At 69.8% G+C, this 15,250-nt stretch carries 16 protein-coding genes and 1 tRNA gene; 7 read left to right on the forward strand and 10 right to left on the reverse strand.

The annotated features are described in order from the left end of the window. The first annotated feature begins 2 nt into the window (after positions 1-2). The 6 genes from ACIP2X_RS31575 (at position 3) to ACIP2X_RS31600 (ending at position 5,576) form a co-directional block, all read left to right on the forward strand. Positions 3-1,577 (forward strand): NuoM family protein, encoded by a 1,575-nt coding sequence (locus ACIP2X_RS31575; protein ID WP_401679609.1) that lies wholly within the window; start codon positions 3-5, stop codon positions 1,575-1,577. Further along, positions 1,574-3,097, forward strand: coding sequence for an NADH-quinone oxidoreductase subunit N (locus tag ACIP2X_RS31580; protein ID WP_401679612.1), 1,524 nt, complete (start codon positions 1,574-1,576; stop codon positions 3,095-3,097). The genes ACIP2X_RS31575 and ACIP2X_RS31580 overlap by 4 nt, the downstream gene beginning before the upstream one ends. 210 nt (positions 3,098-3,307) lie before the next feature. Next, positions 3,308-4,171 (forward strand): zinc metalloprotease HtpX, encoded by an 864-nt coding sequence (gene htpX, locus ACIP2X_RS31585; protein WP_401679615.1) that lies wholly within the window; start codon positions 3,308-3,310, stop codon positions 4,169-4,171. Then, positions 4,168-4,563 carry a YccF domain-containing protein gene (locus ACIP2X_RS31590; RefSeq protein ID WP_365453578.1) on the forward strand — a complete coding sequence of 132 codons (396 nt, stop codon included), beginning with the start codon at positions 4,168-4,170 and terminating at the stop codon, positions 4,561-4,563. Before htpX ends, ACIP2X_RS31590 begins: the two co-directional genes overlap by 4 nt. Positions 4,564-4,648: 85 nt before the next feature. Continuing rightward, positions 4,649-5,215 carry an SMI1/KNR4 family protein gene (locus ACIP2X_RS31595; protein ID WP_401679618.1) on the forward strand — a complete coding sequence of 189 codons (567 nt, stop codon included), beginning with the start codon at positions 4,649-4,651 and terminating at the stop codon, positions 5,213-5,215. Positions 5,216-5,309: 94 nt separating this feature from the next. Beyond that, positions 5,310-5,576, forward strand: coding sequence for a GlsB/YeaQ/YmgE family stress response membrane protein (locus tag ACIP2X_RS31600; RefSeq protein ID WP_401679621.1), 267 nt, complete (start codon positions 5,310-5,312; stop codon positions 5,574-5,576). A 139-nt stretch (positions 5,577-5,715) separates the two neighbouring features. On the opposite strand, the gene ACIP2X_RS31605 is transcribed toward ACIP2X_RS31600, so the two are convergent. Further along, on the reverse strand, positions 5,716-6,204 hold the full coding sequence (locus tag ACIP2X_RS31605; RefSeq protein ID WP_401679622.1) for a YajQ family cyclic di-GMP-binding protein: 489 nt from the start codon (positions 6,202-6,204) through the stop codon (positions 5,716-5,718). Positions 6,205-6,426: 222 nt separating this feature from the next. Here ACIP2X_RS31605 and ACIP2X_RS31610 point away from each other — a divergent pair. Continuing rightward, a tRNA-Tyr gene (locus tag ACIP2X_RS31610) sits at positions 6,427-6,508 on the forward strand. Between the two features lie 164 nt (positions 6,509-6,672). Here ACIP2X_RS31610 and ACIP2X_RS31615 read toward each other — a convergent pair. The 9 genes from ACIP2X_RS31615 to ACIP2X_RS31655 all read right to left on the reverse strand — a co-directional run bounded on the left by ACIP2X_RS31615 (position 6,673) and on the right by ACIP2X_RS31655 (position 15,155). Further along, on the reverse strand, positions 6,673-8,040 hold the full coding sequence (locus tag ACIP2X_RS31615; RefSeq protein WP_401679625.1) for a tyrosine-type recombinase/integrase: 1,368 nt from the start codon (positions 8,038-8,040) through the stop codon (positions 6,673-6,675). A 69-nt stretch (positions 8,041-8,109) separates the two neighbouring features. Next, positions 8,110-8,298 carry a helix-turn-helix transcriptional regulator gene (locus ACIP2X_RS31620; protein ID WP_401679628.1) on the reverse strand — a complete coding sequence of 63 codons (189 nt, stop codon included), beginning with the start codon at positions 8,296-8,298 and terminating at the stop codon, positions 8,110-8,112. A 308-nt stretch (positions 8,299-8,606) separates the two neighbouring features. Beyond that, on the reverse strand, positions 8,607-9,542 hold the full coding sequence (locus tag ACIP2X_RS31625) for a WD40 repeat domain-containing protein (RefSeq protein WP_401679630.1): 936 nt from the start codon (positions 9,540-9,542) through the stop codon (positions 8,607-8,609). Beyond that, positions 9,542-10,756: a DUF3631 domain-containing protein gene (locus ACIP2X_RS31630; RefSeq protein WP_401679633.1), complete on the reverse strand. Its 1,215-nt coding sequence runs from the start codon at positions 10,754-10,756 to the stop codon at positions 9,542-9,544. Before ACIP2X_RS31630 ends, ACIP2X_RS31625 begins: the two co-directional genes overlap by 1 nt. Next, positions 10,753-11,163 (reverse strand): hypothetical protein, encoded by a 411-nt coding sequence (locus ACIP2X_RS31635; protein ID WP_401679636.1) that lies wholly within the window; start codon positions 11,161-11,163, stop codon positions 10,753-10,755. Before ACIP2X_RS31635 ends, ACIP2X_RS31630 begins: the two co-directional genes overlap by 4 nt. Then, a complete protein-coding gene (locus tag ACIP2X_RS31640) occupies positions 11,160-12,065 on the reverse strand; it encodes a bifunctional DNA primase/polymerase (protein WP_401679639.1) in 906 nt (301 codons plus the stop codon). The genes ACIP2X_RS31635 and ACIP2X_RS31640 overlap by 4 nt, the downstream gene beginning before the upstream one ends. An 89-nt stretch (positions 12,066-12,154) precedes the next feature. Then, the gene (locus ACIP2X_RS31645) at positions 12,155-12,340 is read right to left on the reverse strand and encodes a hypothetical protein (RefSeq protein ID WP_401679641.1); all 186 of its coding nucleotides are present in this window, start codon (positions 12,338-12,340) and stop codon (positions 12,155-12,157) included. A gap of 19 nt (positions 12,341-12,359) precedes the next feature. After that, on the reverse strand, positions 12,360-12,824 hold the full coding sequence (locus ACIP2X_RS31650; protein WP_401679644.1) for a hypothetical protein: 465 nt from the start codon (positions 12,822-12,824) through the stop codon (positions 12,360-12,362). A 204-nt stretch (positions 12,825-13,028) separates the two neighbouring features. Then, positions 13,029-15,155 (reverse strand): FtsK/SpoIIIE domain-containing protein, encoded by a 2,127-nt coding sequence (locus tag ACIP2X_RS31655; protein ID WP_401679647.1) that lies wholly within the window; start codon positions 15,153-15,155, stop codon positions 13,029-13,031. Positions 15,156-15,250: the final 95 nt, after the last annotated feature.

Below are 15,250 nucleotides of genomic sequence, written 5' to 3' on the forward strand. Positions count from 1 at the left end.
GCGTGATCGATATCAACGAGTCCGTGATGCAGTTCCTCCTGGCGTTCGTCGTCGTCGGGCCGCTCCTCGGTGCCGTCGCCGCTCTGCTGCCGGCGCCGCCCGGACTGAAGGGGAAGTCGCCGCAGCAGGCGGTGCTGCGGCACGGCGTCACCGTGACCGGCGTCGTCCTGCTCGCCGCGATCGTGCTGGCGCTCGGCTTCGACCACGACCGGCCCTCGACGATGCAGGCCGGCACGGACATCAGCTGGATCCCCGCGCTCGACGTGCGGATCCACCTCGGTGTCGACGGCATTTCCCTCCCCCTTGTCGTCCTGACCGCGCTGCTGACCTTCCTGTGCGCGCTCTACTCGTACTTCAAGATGCCTGCGGGACCGGGTCCGAAGGCCTTCGTCGCCCTGCTGCTCGTCCTGGAGTCCGGCACCCTCGCCACCTTCGCCGTCCTCGACCTGCTGCTGTTCTTCCTCGCCTTCGAGACGGTCCTGATCCCGATGTACTTCCTCATCGCCCGCTGGGGCGGCGAGGGCCGGGCGCAGGCCGCCTGGAAGTTCATCCTCTACACGCTGCTCGGTTCCGTGGTCATGCTGCTCGGCCTGCTGCTGATCGGAATCACCGCGGGCACATTCGACATGGTGGCACTCGCCACTGACAACGGCCGGTCGCTGACCACATCCGTGCAGGTCATCGCCGTTCTGGCGATCGGGATCGGGCTCGCGGTCAAGACGCCGATGTGGCCGCTGCACAGCTGGCTGCCCGACGCCCACACCGCCGCCCCGACCGTCGGCTCGGTCCTGCTGGCCGGCGTCATGCTGAAGATGGGTACGTACGGATTCGTCCGGATCCTGCTGCCGGTGGCGCCGGAGGGATTCCGCACCTTCGCCCCCTACCTCGCCGCCTTCGCCGTCGTAGGGATCGTCTACGGGTCGCTGGCCTGCCTCGCGCTCGCCAAGCAGGGCGCTAAGGGCGACCTCAAGCGCCTGATCGCCTACTCCTCCGTCGGCCACATGGGCTTCGTCCTGCTCGGCATCGCCACCATGACCCCGACCGGTGTGAACGGCGCCCTGTTCGCCAACATCGCCCACGGCCTGATCACGGGCCTGCTGTTCTTCCTGGTCGGCGCGTTGAAGGACCGCACGGGCACCACCGACCTCGACGCCCTCGCCGACAGCACCGGGGCCGCGCTGTACGCCAAGGCGCCGCGCTTCGGCGGCCTGCTCGCCTTCGCCGCCGTCGCCTCCCTCGGGCTGCCCGGTCTCGCCGGGTTCTGGGGCGAGATGCTGGCGCTGTTCGGTGCCTTCCAGCCCGCCGCGGGCCTCAGCCGCCCGGCGTTCCTCACCTTCATGGCGATCGGCGCGTTCGGCACCCTGCTCACCGCCGCGTACCTGCTCGTCGTGGTCCGCAGGGTCTGCATGGGCGTCGTGCCGCAGGAGGCGTCCCGGCTCGCCGACGTCCACACGTACGAATACGCGGCGTGGACCCCGCTGGTCGCCCTCACCGTCGTCGCCGGACTCTGGCCGAAGGTCCTCCTCGGCCTGACCGACCCGGCCGTGCAGCAGCTCCTCTCAGGAGGCACCCGATGAGCTCCCTGGCCCAGTCACCGGCCGTGTCCCTGGTCCAGTCCGTCGACTGGGCGGCCATCGCGCCGCCCACCGTCGCGGCCGTGGTCGCCCTCGGCGTCCTGGTCGCCGACCTGTTCGTCGGCGACGCCCGGAAGGCGCTCCTCGGGTGGGTGTCCGTGGCCGGGCTCGCCGTGTCCACGCTGCTGCTGCTGCCGCTCCTGGACGGCGACCGCGCCACCTTCTGCCTGACCGGCGACGCCGACGTGTGCAGCTACGTGGCGGACCCGTTCACGCTCGTCATCCAGTTCCTGGTCCTCGGCGGCGCCCTCCTGGCCGCCCTGCTGTCGGTCACCGCCCTCAAGGACGCGCGCAGGGGACTGCCCGAGGGGGAGTTCTGGTTCCTGCTGCTCTCCTCCGCGGCCGGCGCCGCCCTCCTGCCGGCCTCGCGCGACCTCGCGACGCTGATCGTCGCCCTGGAGGTCGCCTCGCTTCCGGCGTTCGCCCTGGTCGGCATCCGGCTCGGCGACCGGAAGTCCTCCGAGGCGGCCCTGAAGTTCTTCCTGTCGTCGGTCACCGCGACCGCCGTCAGCCTCATGGGCATCAGCTTCGTGTACGCCGCGACCGGGTCCCTCTATCTGCACCAGATCGCCGACCGCATCCAGGGCGTCGACGGACAGCTGCACACCCTCGCGCAGACCGGCGTCGCCCTGACCCTCGTCGGCTTCGCCTTCAAGACGGCCGCCGTGCCCTTCCACTTCTGGGTGCCCGACACCTATGTGGGCGCCCCGCTGCCGGTCGCGGCCTATCTGTCCGTGGTCGGCAAGGCCGTCGGCTTCTCCGGGCTGATCCTCGTGACCGTCGTCGCCTTCCCCTCGTACGCCGACGTCTGGGGCCCCGCGCTCGCCGCCCTGGCCGCCCTCACCATGACCGTCGGCAACGTCGGCGCCCTCCGGCAGCGCAGCACGCGCGCGTACAGCGCGGTCCGCCTGCTCGCCTGGTCCTCCGTCGGCCAGGCCGGCTATCTCCTGGTGCCGATCGCCGCCGCCGCGTACTCCGGCGACCCCGAGCACTCGATCGGCTCCACGGTCGCCTACGCCCTCATGTACGCCGCCGTCAACCTGGGCGCCTTCGCGGTCGCCGCACTGGTGGGCCGCACCAAGACCCTCAACCGCGTCAGCGACTACCGCGGCCTTTACGCCTCGAACCCCGTGACCGCGCTGCTGCTGGCCTTCTTCCTGCTGTGCCTCGCCGGACTGCCGCCCGGCGTCATCGGCCTGTTCGCCAAGGTCACCGTGTTCTCCGCGGCCGTCGACGCGGGGCTCGGCTGGCTCGCCGTGGTGATGGCCGTCAATGTGGTCATCGCCCTGTACTACTACCTCCAGTGGGCCGCCCTGCTGTTCCGCGCCCCCGCCACAGAGCCCGCCAGGCATCTCGTGCCGGCCCCCCTCACGGCCGCGATCGCGCTGACCGCCGTCCTCGCCGTCGGTCTGTCCGGCGCCCCGCAGCTGGTCCTCCGCTTCGCCGACACGGGGCTCTTCTAGCTCCACGAGGCCTTTTCGCAGGCCACCCGCACGGAGGGATGCCCTCACCCGGACGGCCGACGCGCGCCGCCGCACCCGCGAGGGAACTGGCGGCCCTCGCCTCGCGTTGTCCAGATCGGGAGGGTCCACTGGACGTGTCACCACGGCACCAGCGGGACCGGAGATCAACTGGCAAAGGGTTCCCCTGCTGCACCACTTGGAGGGCGTACCGTGCACCGCCGGCACAACGGGCTCAGGACGGCAGTACTCCTCGGGGGACTGTCGGCACTCATCATCCTCATCGGCAGCTTCTTCGGGCGCGTCGGCCTCGTCGTCGCCGTCCTGATCGCCCTGGGTACGAACGCGTACGCCTACTGGAACAGCGACAAGCTGGCCCTGCGCGCGATGCGCGCCCGCCCGGTCAGCGAGTTCGAGGCCCCGGCCCTGTACCGCATGGTCCGCGACCTCTCCACACAGGCCCGCCAGCCCATGCCCCGTCTGTACATCTCCCCGACGGAGGCGCCGAACGCCTTCGCGACCGGCCGCAACCCGCGCAACGCGGCGGTGTGCTGCACGGAGGGCATCCTGCGCATCCTGGACGAGCGTGAGCTGCGCGGCGTCATCGGCCACGAACTGAGCCATGTCTACAACCGCGACATCCTCATCTCGTCGGTCGCCGGCGCCCTCGCCTCCGTGATCATGTTCCTGGTCAATTTCGCCTGGCTGATCCCGATCGGCCGCTCGGACGACGACGACGGCCCAGGGCTCCTCGGCATGCTGCTGATCATGATCCTGGGGCCCCTGGCGGCCACCCTCATCCAGCTGGCCATCAGCCGCTCCCGTGAGTACGAGGCCGACGCCTCCGGCGCCCAGCTCACCGGCGACCCGCTCGCCCTCGCCGGCGCGCTGCGCAAGCTGGAGGCCGGCACCAAGCAGCTTCCGCTGCCCCCCGAGCCCCGGATCGAGACGGCGAGCCACATGATGATCGCCAACCCGTTCCGCCCGGGACAGGGTCTGTCCAAGATGTTCTCCACGCACCCGCCCATGGCCGAGCGCATCGCTCGCCTCGAGCAGATGGCAGGTCGCCGCCCATGAAGACCATCCTCAACGTCATATGGCTCGTCCTGAGCGGCTTCTGGCTGTTCCTCGGCTATCTGCTGGCGGGCGTGCTGCTGTGCATCACGATCATCGGCATCCCGTTCGGCATCGCCGCGTTCCGCATCGGCGTCTACGCCCTGTGGCCCTTCGGGTACACGACGGTGGAGCGCCGCGACGCGGGAGCCCCCTCGTGCGTCGGCAACGTCCTGTGGCTGGTCCTCGCGGGCTGGTGGCTGGCCCTCGCCCACATCGTCACCGGCATCGCGCTGTGCGTCACGATCATCGGCATCCCGCTCGGCATCGCCAACTTCAAACTCATCCCCGTCTCGCTGCTGCCCTTCGGCCGCGACATCGTCTCCACGGACCAGCCCTTCGTCTCCGGCTGGTGACACCGGCCTCCCGGCACGCTGTCCACAACCGCGGGGTTGTCCACAGGCCGACTCCGTTGTCAGTGCCGCCTTGCATCATGAATCCATGACCGAGATCGAGCAGTTGCTGGCACGGGTGGCGGACAAGGCCCGTAACACCCGGCCGTGGGGATGGACTTCGCTTCCCGAGCCCGTGGACGCCGCCACGGTGACCCGCGCCGAGGCCGCGCTCGGCTTCCGCCTGCCACCCCTGCTCGCCGAGCTCTACGCACGGATAGGGGACGGCGGATTCGGCCCGGAGTACGGTCTCCTGCCCCTGCTCGACGGCCCACCCGCCGGCGAGCCCGCCGCCGTCGTGCAGTACCTCGCCAACCGCGAGAGCGGCCGCAAGGACCCCGAGTGGCCATGGCCCGAAGGCGTCCTGCCGATATCGCACTGGGGCTGCGCGATGTACGCGTGCGTGGACTGCCGAGACCCGCACGCCCCCGTGCTGCTCTTCGAACCGAACGCGGACGACGCCGACCACGCCTGGTACGTGGACGCCCCCAGCCTCACCGCCTGGCTGCACGCCTGGGTCGAGGGCACGGGCTGGTACGAGGAGACGAACGAGGGGCTGGACCTCGCCCCCTGGTCCGACTTCCGTACACGCACGGCCCCGACGCCGACGTCGTGACCGGCTGCGCCCTGCCCCCTGTGCGGATGCGGGCATCGCCAAGATCACAGCTCCCGGACGGTGGAGAGCCGGCACGGAAGGGCAGGTTCACCGCATGAGCATCATCGCCTGGATCATCCTCGGCCTGCTGGCCGGAGCCATCGCCAAGATCCTCCTGCCGGGCCGTGACCCGGGCGGGCTCGTCGGCACGACGGTGATCGGCGTCGCCGGGGCCTTCCTCGGCGGCTGGATATCGGCCCGCTGGCTGGACCACCCGATCAGCAAGGACTTCTACGACGGCGCCACCTGGGCGGCGGCGATAGGCGGCGCCCTGGTCCTGCTGATCGCCTACCGCATCATGTTCGGCCACTCGCGAGACTGAGCGCGCGCACGGGCGCCGGGCACCGGCGAGCACCGGTCTGAGCTGGCCTCGTTCCCGGCGCGGCAAGGGCGGGCCCCCGGATCATCGGCGCCCGCCCCACCTCGGCTCACCGGCTCATCGGCCGCAAGCGGCGCGGTGGTTACCGGTAGTTCACGAACTGCAGCGCGAAGTCGAAGTCCTTGCCCTTCAGCAGGGCGATCACGGCCTGCAGATCGTCCCGGCTCTTGGACGTGACGCGCAGCTCCTCGCCCTGGACCTGGGCCTTGATGCCCTTGGGGCCCTCGTCGCGGATGATCTTCGCGACCTTCTTCGCGTTCTCCTGGGAGATGCCCTCCTCGATCGACGCGAAGATCTTGTATTCCTTGCCCGAGAGCTGGGGCTCGCCCGCGTCCAGGGACTTCAGCGAGATGCCCCGCTTGACCAGCTTGGACTCGAAGACGTCGAGGACGGCCTTCACACGGTCCTCGGAGTTCGCCTCCATCAGGATCTTGTCGCCGGACCACGAGATCGAGGCGCCCACGCCCTTGAAGTCGTAGCGCTGCGAGATCTCCTTGGCGGCCTGGTTGAGGGCGTTGTCGACCTCCTGCCGCTCGACCTTCGAGACGATGTCGAAACTGGAGTCGGCCATGTGGTGTGGCTCCTTGTATCAGAGGGCGAATCGGTGCGTGGCGGCCCACGCGGCGGCGACCCGGCCCGCCTCGGACACGGGGCCGCATCCGGACAAGACTAGCCACCCCCCGTCCCCCGGGCGGCGATCAATCGGGTGGCGAAGCACCCCTCCGTATCGGGTATTGTTTACGTCGTTGCCAGCGAGCACCGCCGAAAGGCGGTTCGATCGGCAGCACCCCCCGGCGGTGTGCCCGAGCGGCCAAAGGGAGCAGACTGTAAATCTGCCGGCTCAGCCTTCCCAGGTTCGAATCCTGGCGCCGCCACAAGACCGAATGGGTCTGTGACCAGCAGCAATGCTGATCGCAGACCCATTCGGCGTTCACGGGCACGACATGGTCTCTATGGGTGCTTTTTCCCAGTGTGTCTCACCCTGATTCGGGTGCTGACCAGTCCGTGTGGGGCAGGCGTGGGGCAGCTTCAGGCGCTCCTAGCTGCCGTTCTTCAGCGCCCGCTCGATTCGGGCGTTCGCCGTGGCGGCGCCGCCGTCCAGGCACTTCGCGTACACCCGGAACAGCACGGCCACGCTGTGGCCGGCGCGTGCGGCCACCTCCTGTGGTTCCACCCCAGAGCTGAGCCACGTGGACACGGCGGCGTGGCGGAGATCATATGGACGCTTAGCGAGCATCGACGTGCACTGAGCCGGCGTGAGAGCACGCGCGCGGGCTTCCGCCCACACCTCGCCGTATCCCGTGTCCTGGATGAGCCCGCCGCGTTGCGTCCGGAACAGCCGCCCGTCCGGGGCGACGCTGTACGCCATGACGTGCCAGCGCAGCAGGTTCACGAGATCGGGCGGGATTGGCACGGTGCGGACCGCTTTCCGGGGCCGATGCTTGAGCCCGCGCCGGTCGTGCGCTTCGCCGCTGTCCGTCCAGGCTGACCCCGAGCGGGGACGGGTCTCCCGCAATCGCAGGGTGCCCCATCCCCGGCGGGGCAGGTCGCAGTCCTGGAGCCGGAGACCGATGACTTCCGCTGGCCGCGCCGCCGCGTAGTACATGCAGCCGAAGAACGCGACCAGGCGTCGTCCGCGGGGGCTCTGCGTACGCACAGCATCGAGCAGGGCGAGAGCTTGCCGGGGATCTGGCACTGAAGCGGGGTCCAGTTCCTCAGCCACCTGCTCCGGAGCCTTCCACTGCACCTGTGGCAGGGGGTTGTCCGTCAGGCGGCCGGCGTCAACGGCGTAGCCGAGTGCGTTGTGAAAGATGGCTCGCTTCCGGCGGATGGTCGACGCCGCCGCCGTGGTGCCGTCCAGCTTCTTGGTCAGCGCGTCCAGGGCGGCGCGTACCTGCATACGGTCGGCCAGCGCGGATGTGGGCAGAGACTTCCGCTCGAACCACGCGAGCACGGCGGCCACCTCGTCGGGCGGGTCCTGGTCGCGGCGGCTCACGTTGAACGCCCAGCTGTAGAGGGCCGTCCGAACGGTCGTGGCGTCGGCCATGCCCTTGGTGTCCTTGACGAGAGCCGGCGTCGCGGTGGCCATGGCTTCCGCGAGCGTCCGGCGAGTCGAGCCGGGGGAGTGCTGCCACTTCATCTCGATGTACTCGCGGGCGTGCTGGTACCAGCTCACGTCATTGCGCTTTCGCAGCTCAGAGAGCGGTACCCCGGTGGACTCGTCGAAGGGCTCACCGGCGTGTGCTGCCCGCAGCAACTCAGCGCGTCGCCCCTCTGCCAGCGTCTTGGTGCGGAACGTCTGAGAGTGCGGAGTCTCACCTGTCTTCCAGCGCAGTTCAGCGGAGGTCTGTCCACGGTCCTTCCGCTGCCGGACGGACCAGATTCGAACGTCGTACGTTTTCCCCATCGGGGGCCTTCCTACGAACGGGGCCCGGCATGAGCCGGGCCCCGTGGGTGGTTTGGTCTCGCGGTGCGATCAGTAGGCGGGGGAGTCCAAGTTGCTGAGCCAGTCGTCCAGGTCATTGCGGCGGACCCGCAGGTGACCGTTGGGCAGCTTCACGAGTCGCGGCGCCTGCCCACGGGCGCGCATGCGGTAGAAGGCGGCGCGGCTCATGCCGATCTCGCTGAGGACTTCGGGGAGCTTGAGCATCTGGGGGCGTGCCACGGTGCGACTCCTTGGCGAAGTGTGGTGGTGGGGCTCTTGGCCCCCTTCTGGGAAGTCCGCTACATCCGCTACGCCGCTACATCGCAGGTCAGCGGGGGTGTTTTTGTAGCGGAGGGGTGGCATGTAGCGGCTACGCATGCGCTACGGGGTGGTGGGCGTAGCCGCTACACGCTTCGGTGCCGCTACAGATTCAGGGGCTCTGAGCTGGGCTGTAGCGGTGTAGCGGATGTAGCGGACTCTGACCGGCGGCCACGGGACGAAGGACGAGAACGGGCCAATGGCGGGCGGGATGCCACCAGACAGCACGTTCAGATCACGTGATGGGCAAAAAGTTCCCCGTTGTTGGTACCGGCGGCCAGGAAGGCACTTCCGTCGGGCAGTGACACCGCAGACACGTAGGACCCAGCAAAGGTCCGGCCAAGCGGTTCACCCGACAGCAGGTCCCACTGGCGTACCGCATCCCTGTCCGCAGTGAACAATCTCATCCGGCCCGACACCGCGGCCACAGCGATCCTCATGTAGTCGCCTTGCGTAGGAATAGGCACGCCGATTTCTTCGCCCGTCTCGGCATCCCACCGACGGACAACCTCATCGTCCTCGGCGACGGCAACGATCAAAGCTCGCCCGTCCTGCATGTATGCAGTGGCCAGTGTGCGGATGTACGGGGCGTCGATCTCCGCACCGCCCGGCACCTCGCACAAGTCGCCCTGCCAGCGCTGCACCCCTTGGGAATCACCCGTCACGATCAACGAACGTCCATCGGTCAACGTCGCCACAGTGACCGCCACCGGTTCCACATGATCCAGCGGCCGTGTCAGGGGCTGCCCGGTGACCGCATCCCACAGGTGCAGACCATGCACGCCCGCACCGACGAACACGGGCCGACCGTCGCTCTGAACGCCTGCGGCAACCTCGTAGATGCGGTCGTCGCCCACCGCATCGCCCAGAAGACGTCCGCTTTCCCCGTCCCACAGACAGAAGCCGTACTCATCCCCAGCCACCCCCATACGCATACGGCCGTCGGGGAGCGTCAGCGGTACGGGTTCCCAGTAGTCCGCAGAGGCCTCCTCAGTGAGCTCGAACTCGGTCAGCAATGCCCCTGACTCGACGTTCCACCGCATGACCTGCCCGGCAGCAGCGGACACCAACTCCACCCGTCCAGCGGGAGACCGGTAGACGGCAGGGGAGACCAGGCCACCGAATCCAGTCACCTTGATCCCGGACTCCACTCTTGTCGACTTCATCAATGCTCCTCAACACATGCGCGGCCCATGATCGGGGCCATGGATGCCGGGCACGGTGCAGACCGTCGGGCTGTTTCCCCTTCGTGACCATGGTCGGGGCTCCGTGGTCGGAGGCCGGGAGGGGGCGGGCAGTAGCGCGCCCACGCGTCCGCCAGATCCTCGGCGTGGAAGCCTTTGAGGACTCCGCCCGCGGTGCGAATGTTGCGGGACCGGATGGGGCCGTTGTCGGCGGTCATGTACTCGCTGAGCATGCGGGCCAGGCGCCGGTTGTCGAGCGGCTTGCCGTCGAGGTCGGCCCACGGGGCGTCGTCGAGGGCGTTGAGCCGGTCGAGGATCGCGATGGTGGGCAGCTTGTCCACGCCGATCAGGACGTGGTCGCGCAGGTCGGTCAACAGCCGAATCCCCAAGCTGTGTTTGTCGGTGGTCTGCGCGGCCTTGACGAGCGTCACGCAGGCTTCGCGGGCTCGCTCAGGCCACTGTCCGCCGACGGCGTCCGCGATGGCCAGGAGCGGCTCCCACACGTCGGCGGGCCGGTCGGTGACCCCGTCGGGCATCTCCGGCCATGCCCCAAGCACGAACCCGCGTGCCTGCTCCGCCCATTTGGCGAGCCGGTCACGGAGCTTGTGCCCTTCTGCTTCGTGGATGCGAGCACGGAAGGGTTCCACCCGTTCGTTGCGGGCCCGCCGGCGCATGCGGATGACGATGGAGCGGGTCAGGATCGTGTCCGGCAGTGAGCCGAGACCGGCGACCGCGACCGCGCAGTACGAGGGAAACGCCTGCACGGTCTGGTTGCCGCCGTCACCGATGCACCGGTAGGTGACGCCGGTGCGGCGATGCCCGGCGTTCAGGAAGCCGCGCAGATCCTCGTTGTCCCCGGCCTTGGGGCCGAAGATGGTGTCGATCTCGTCGAACAGGATCGTGGGCCGCCCGTCGACACCGGACACGGCCCGGAAGAGCGCCGCGGCGGACGCGTTGACCGCCACCATCGGATGCGGCACGAGCGTTTCCACGATCTCCAGCGCCCGCGACTTCCCCGACCCCGGTTCGGGGGACAGGAACGCGAGACGCGGGGTGGAGTCGAAGCATTCGAGCAGGTGGGCGTGTGCGTCCCACAGTGCCACGGCGACGTAGGCGGCTTCGTGGGGGAAGACGTTGAACCGTCGGTGGAAGGCTTCCACCTCGTTGAGCAGCGCGGCGCCGTCGATGGCGGTCATGCGGCGGTCCTCCCTTCGGTGAGCGCGCCGGGCGCTCCGGTGCAGAAGTGCCTGTGCGCCTCGTACTCGGTGACCAGCGCGGCCACGGAGTTGGGACCGGTGGCGGTGCCGGTCTGGCCGCAGGGACAGGCGTAGGCGGCGGTGGGGGTGTCGCCGTAGCGCTTGGACCAGCGGGCGCCGTCTCTGTGGTGGCGGTAGGCCGGTGGGGCGTAGATACGGATGCCGGGCCGGTCCGGCGTGGGGTCGCCGGCAGCGGTCGTGTGCGGGTCAGGGCTTGTTCGGACGCCCTTGCGGGCGACGCCTTTCGGCTCGCCTACGGCCGCAGCGTCCGCAGCCTGTGGAGCGGCCTGCGGGCCGTCCGGGGTGGTGGGGATGCTCTTCAGGCGGGGGCGGGAGGGGGCGCTCATGCCGCATCTCGCCTGCGGCTGTTGTGTGCGATGGACCAGTTGAGGGCGCTGCGCAGGGTGGAGCGGCACTCGGAGACGGTGAGTCCGGCCGTCTCGCCTGCCTCCTGAAGAGCCTGCTCGACCATGTGCCGGGGGAGGTCGCCCCACGCGACGAACCGTCCCAGGGCGCGCGCGGCCCGGAACAACGCGGCTTCGCGTGCCCCGTGTTGGGCGGTGGCGACGTTCCGCGTCTCAGCAGCGAGTGCTACCTCCGCATATCGGCGGGATTGCCCCGCTACGGCCACCGAGGGCGCCTCAGAAGCCTTAGGGGCGGGTTGCAGGATGCTTTGGAGCCACGACGGCAGTGCGGCCGTCTCAGGGGCGCACAGAGCGTCGTACTGCCCGGCGGGCAGGATGCTGCCGGCGGCGACGACGTAACCGCCCCACGCGCGGGTGTCGACCGAAGCGGCGACCGTGCCCGCCGTGTTGGCCAGCCGGACACCGTCCGGGGCGGTGAAGTACAGGTGCGTTCCGCCGCTGGTGGTCCGCACGCGGTAGGTGTCGGGGACGGCGTGCCCGGCGCGCTCGCAGAGCGCCCGGAAGGTTGCCGCGCCGTCAGGCGCGTCCGAACTGCCTTTGTGCTCTGGCGTGTCCAGGTCGACCACCAGCAGCCCCGAGGGGCCGGTGGCGATGCCGACGTTGAACGGCGCCCGCGACCACGCGGCACGGATACGGTCGGGGTCGGTCGTGGCGCGCTGCTCCCACTTCCGGTGCCCGTCGGCGCACTCACCGGTACGGGTACACGAGCGCTCGCCGTGCAGGGCGGGGGGCTTGCCGTGGGGGCGTAACGGGAAGACGTGCCAGCCGCGTTCCGCGGCGTCCAGCGCTGCACGCAGCAGCGCGGGGCGGGGGTCATGGGTCATGCTGGATGTCTCCAGTTCCTTGATGGGTGACTGGCTGGCAAGGGCGGCCCCGCGACTTTGGCGAGACGAGGGGGCCGCCCTTGGCGCAGCTAGAGGTCGGGGGACTCGTTGAGCAGGGCGGTGGGGTTGGGGTGGAACGCCTTGGTGTAGAGGCTGACGCGGTATCCGTCACGGGCGGGCCGGCGCTCGATGGGGTCGCACTCGAACGCGGTGGTCAGGGCGTGCACGATCTCGGGTTCGTCGGCGGGGTCGCAGATGATGCGGATGTCGAACACGGGTCTCCGTCGCGGGTGTTCAGCCGTGGAAGTGGTTGCGCTTGATCACGGCCTTGCGGATATTGACGGTGGTGCCGCCCTTGTGGCTGCTCGCGCTGAAGACCTGCACGGCGATCCATCCGCCGAAGATCACGGCCGCGAGCGTGATGAGCTGTGTGATGAGCGCGGTGAGTGCGGTGATGAACGTGGTCAGCAGGAGCAGGCCGCCGCACGCGGCGAGGAACCCGACGCCCCCGAGGGCGACGTTCACCGCCGCGCGGGAGACGGCCGGTTTCGCGGCGACCGGTTCCGGCTGCATGGGGCTGAGGGCGTAGCCCGTGACGACGCGGCCGTCGGGCAGGACGATGCTCGCCACCGCCGGCACCGTGCCCGGCTGGACCGGAACGACGGGCGCCGACACCGGCACGGCGGGCGGTAGCGGGGTCGGGTGGTGGACCTCTACGGCCCGCTCGTAGGGCGCGTGGCGGGCAGGTTCGGGGTACATGCGGAATCCCTTCCGGTGCTGGGTGGGGGAGGCAACGGCACCCCCTTCGGGGTGTCGTGTGGAGGGGTGTTTCGGGGGTCTGAGCAGGCAGCCTCCCCGCCTCCCCGAAACGATGTTTGTGCTGATCAGCGCGGGGAGGCGGGCCCGGGGAGGGGTTTGGGGAGTTCTCCCCGCCTCCCCGGGCCGGAGGCTCGTTCCTCCCCGCTACTCGACGGCGGAAGCGGAACCGTCGGCGTCGCGGTTGGCGAGGGCGCGGGCCACGTCGTCGCGGCGCACGACCATGACCCCGTGGGACTTCTTCGGCTCCTCGCCGTGCTCCTCCAGCAGCCGCTTCAACCGGCCGTTGTTCCACTCGCGGTAGACGGCCGTGTCCAGCGCGTGCAGCCGCTTGAGCACCTCATCGGTGCGCAGCCGGGCGGTGTCGCCGATGACGGCGGCCACGTCGGCGAGTGCGTCGCGCTCCTCGGTGTGGTCGACCACGCGCAGGGTGGCGACACCGTCGCGCAGGGCTTGGGCCCGGGCGGCGATCTCTGCGGCCGGTTCGTCGTCGATGAAGTGGGTGCGCACGGTGATGGACGCCTGACCGGCGGGGATCGTGATTCCGTCGGAGGCGACCACGAGGGTGCCCTTGTCCAGGCCCTGCCGGAGCAGGTGAGGGGCGGCGCCGCCGTTGACGGCCTTGTCCCCCAGCGCCATCCGGGACTGGGATTCGGTGCCGACCACGAGGGAGGCGCGGGTGTGGGCGCCCTCGCGGACCAGCTTGGGTAGGTTCTGGTCGGTGGGGTCCTGCGTGCCCTGCCACATCAGCACGTCCACGGCACGGCCCTGGTTGTGAATCTTGCGCACGGCCATGAAGTAGCGGGAGGTGGCCTTGGCGCCGCCGTAGGGGCGCTTGTCCTCGCCGACGACGGGGCACATGAACGCCAACTGTGCTTCGTCCACCACCACGATCAGCGGCTCGAACACCACGGTCGGGTCCTGGCGGCGTTCCTCGATTCGCCGGTTCATCTCCTCGACTGCGTCCTCAACCATCTCGGTCGCCTGGATCACGTGGTCGTCGGAGGGTCCCTCGATCAGGATCTGTGCGATGCCGTCGAACATGGCCCAGTCCCCGATGCCCTTGAGGTCGGCGATCCAGAACTGCACCGTGCGGTCCAGCGCCAGCCACAAGGCCAGGGAGCGCAGCGCGGCCGTCTTGCCCTGGTTGGACAGACCCGTGACCAGCAGATGGCGCTGATACACGCTCAGCTCCGCCGCGTCCCCGCGCAGGTCCTGCCCCCACGGGGCCTTGCCGGTCTTGTAGTTCGCGGTCATCGTCCCGTCCGTGACCAGCGGAGACGGGCCGATCGGCTCGTCCAGAGCCCCGGAGTCGGCGATCCACAGCCGCACCGTCCGCGCCGCCTCGGCGATCGTGATGAACACCTCGTGTTCGTGCCGGGTCAGGTTTTCGGCGAGCTTCCTGCGCCGCTTCTGCACCTCGTCCGTGGCCACGCCGGAGGGAAGCGTCACGTCCACTTCGACACCGCATCCGGCGATCCGGATCGGGCCGAGCATGGAGGCGCCGGCGTCGCCCATCTCCTTGATGGCGGTCTTGAGCGGGGAGATACCGAGGTCGCGCAGGGCCTTGACCACGATGGACGGGGTGATCGGCTCGCCCTCGCTGCTGCGGACGTCGGCGGACAGCGCCCACGCGGGGGCGGCCTGCTGCTTGCGGCCGACCGACCACAGCGCCAGCAGGGCAAGGAACGGGCCGATCGTGAGGAGCGGACCCCACACCACCTGCACGATCCGGATCAGCAGGGCAATGAAGTCGATGGTCGCCGACAGCGGGGTGATGACGTCGCCGACGTGACCGGTGTTGATGGCCATCACGACCCCGAGGGCGACCAGGACACCGACGCCCATCCCGGCCCCGACGGCGACGCCCTTGGCAGCATCGACGGGCGAGTGCAGGAGGTCCATGCGGCGGTGGTGGCGGGCGGCACGGAAGCGCTGCAACCGCTCCTCCCACTCCTGCGCCAACTCGAAGTTCCCCGCGGCTTCCGCCGCCCGGATCATCCGCTCGTAGCGGGACCCGGTACGGCCGTCCCACGTGCGGCGGGCCACGATCCGCCCGCCGTTGAAGGTGTAGAGGCTGTGCCGGGCGATGCCGCGCATGGTCGCCTTGGTGTGCTCGTGCGTGACGCCGTTCTTGATGGCGCGTCCGGAGCGCACCCACAGCGGCACGGGTGCGGGCGGTGCCTGGTCGGGGACCACGGTCAGCGTGGTCACGTTCGCGGTGCCGGCGGGCGGGTCGGTGGGCTTGTGGAGGTGAACGACGTTCTCGGACATGCTGGGAGTGCTCCTGACTGCCCGGATCGGGCGGGAGTCGAAAGAAGAACGGGGGTGCCGGGGCGGTCGGGTCCGTGGCAGGGACGACCGCCCCG

This window comes from Streptomyces sp. NPDC089424, from assembly GCF_044749345.1.
Taxonomy (GTDB): Bacteria; Actinomycetota; Actinomycetes; order Streptomycetales; family Streptomycetaceae; genus Streptomyces.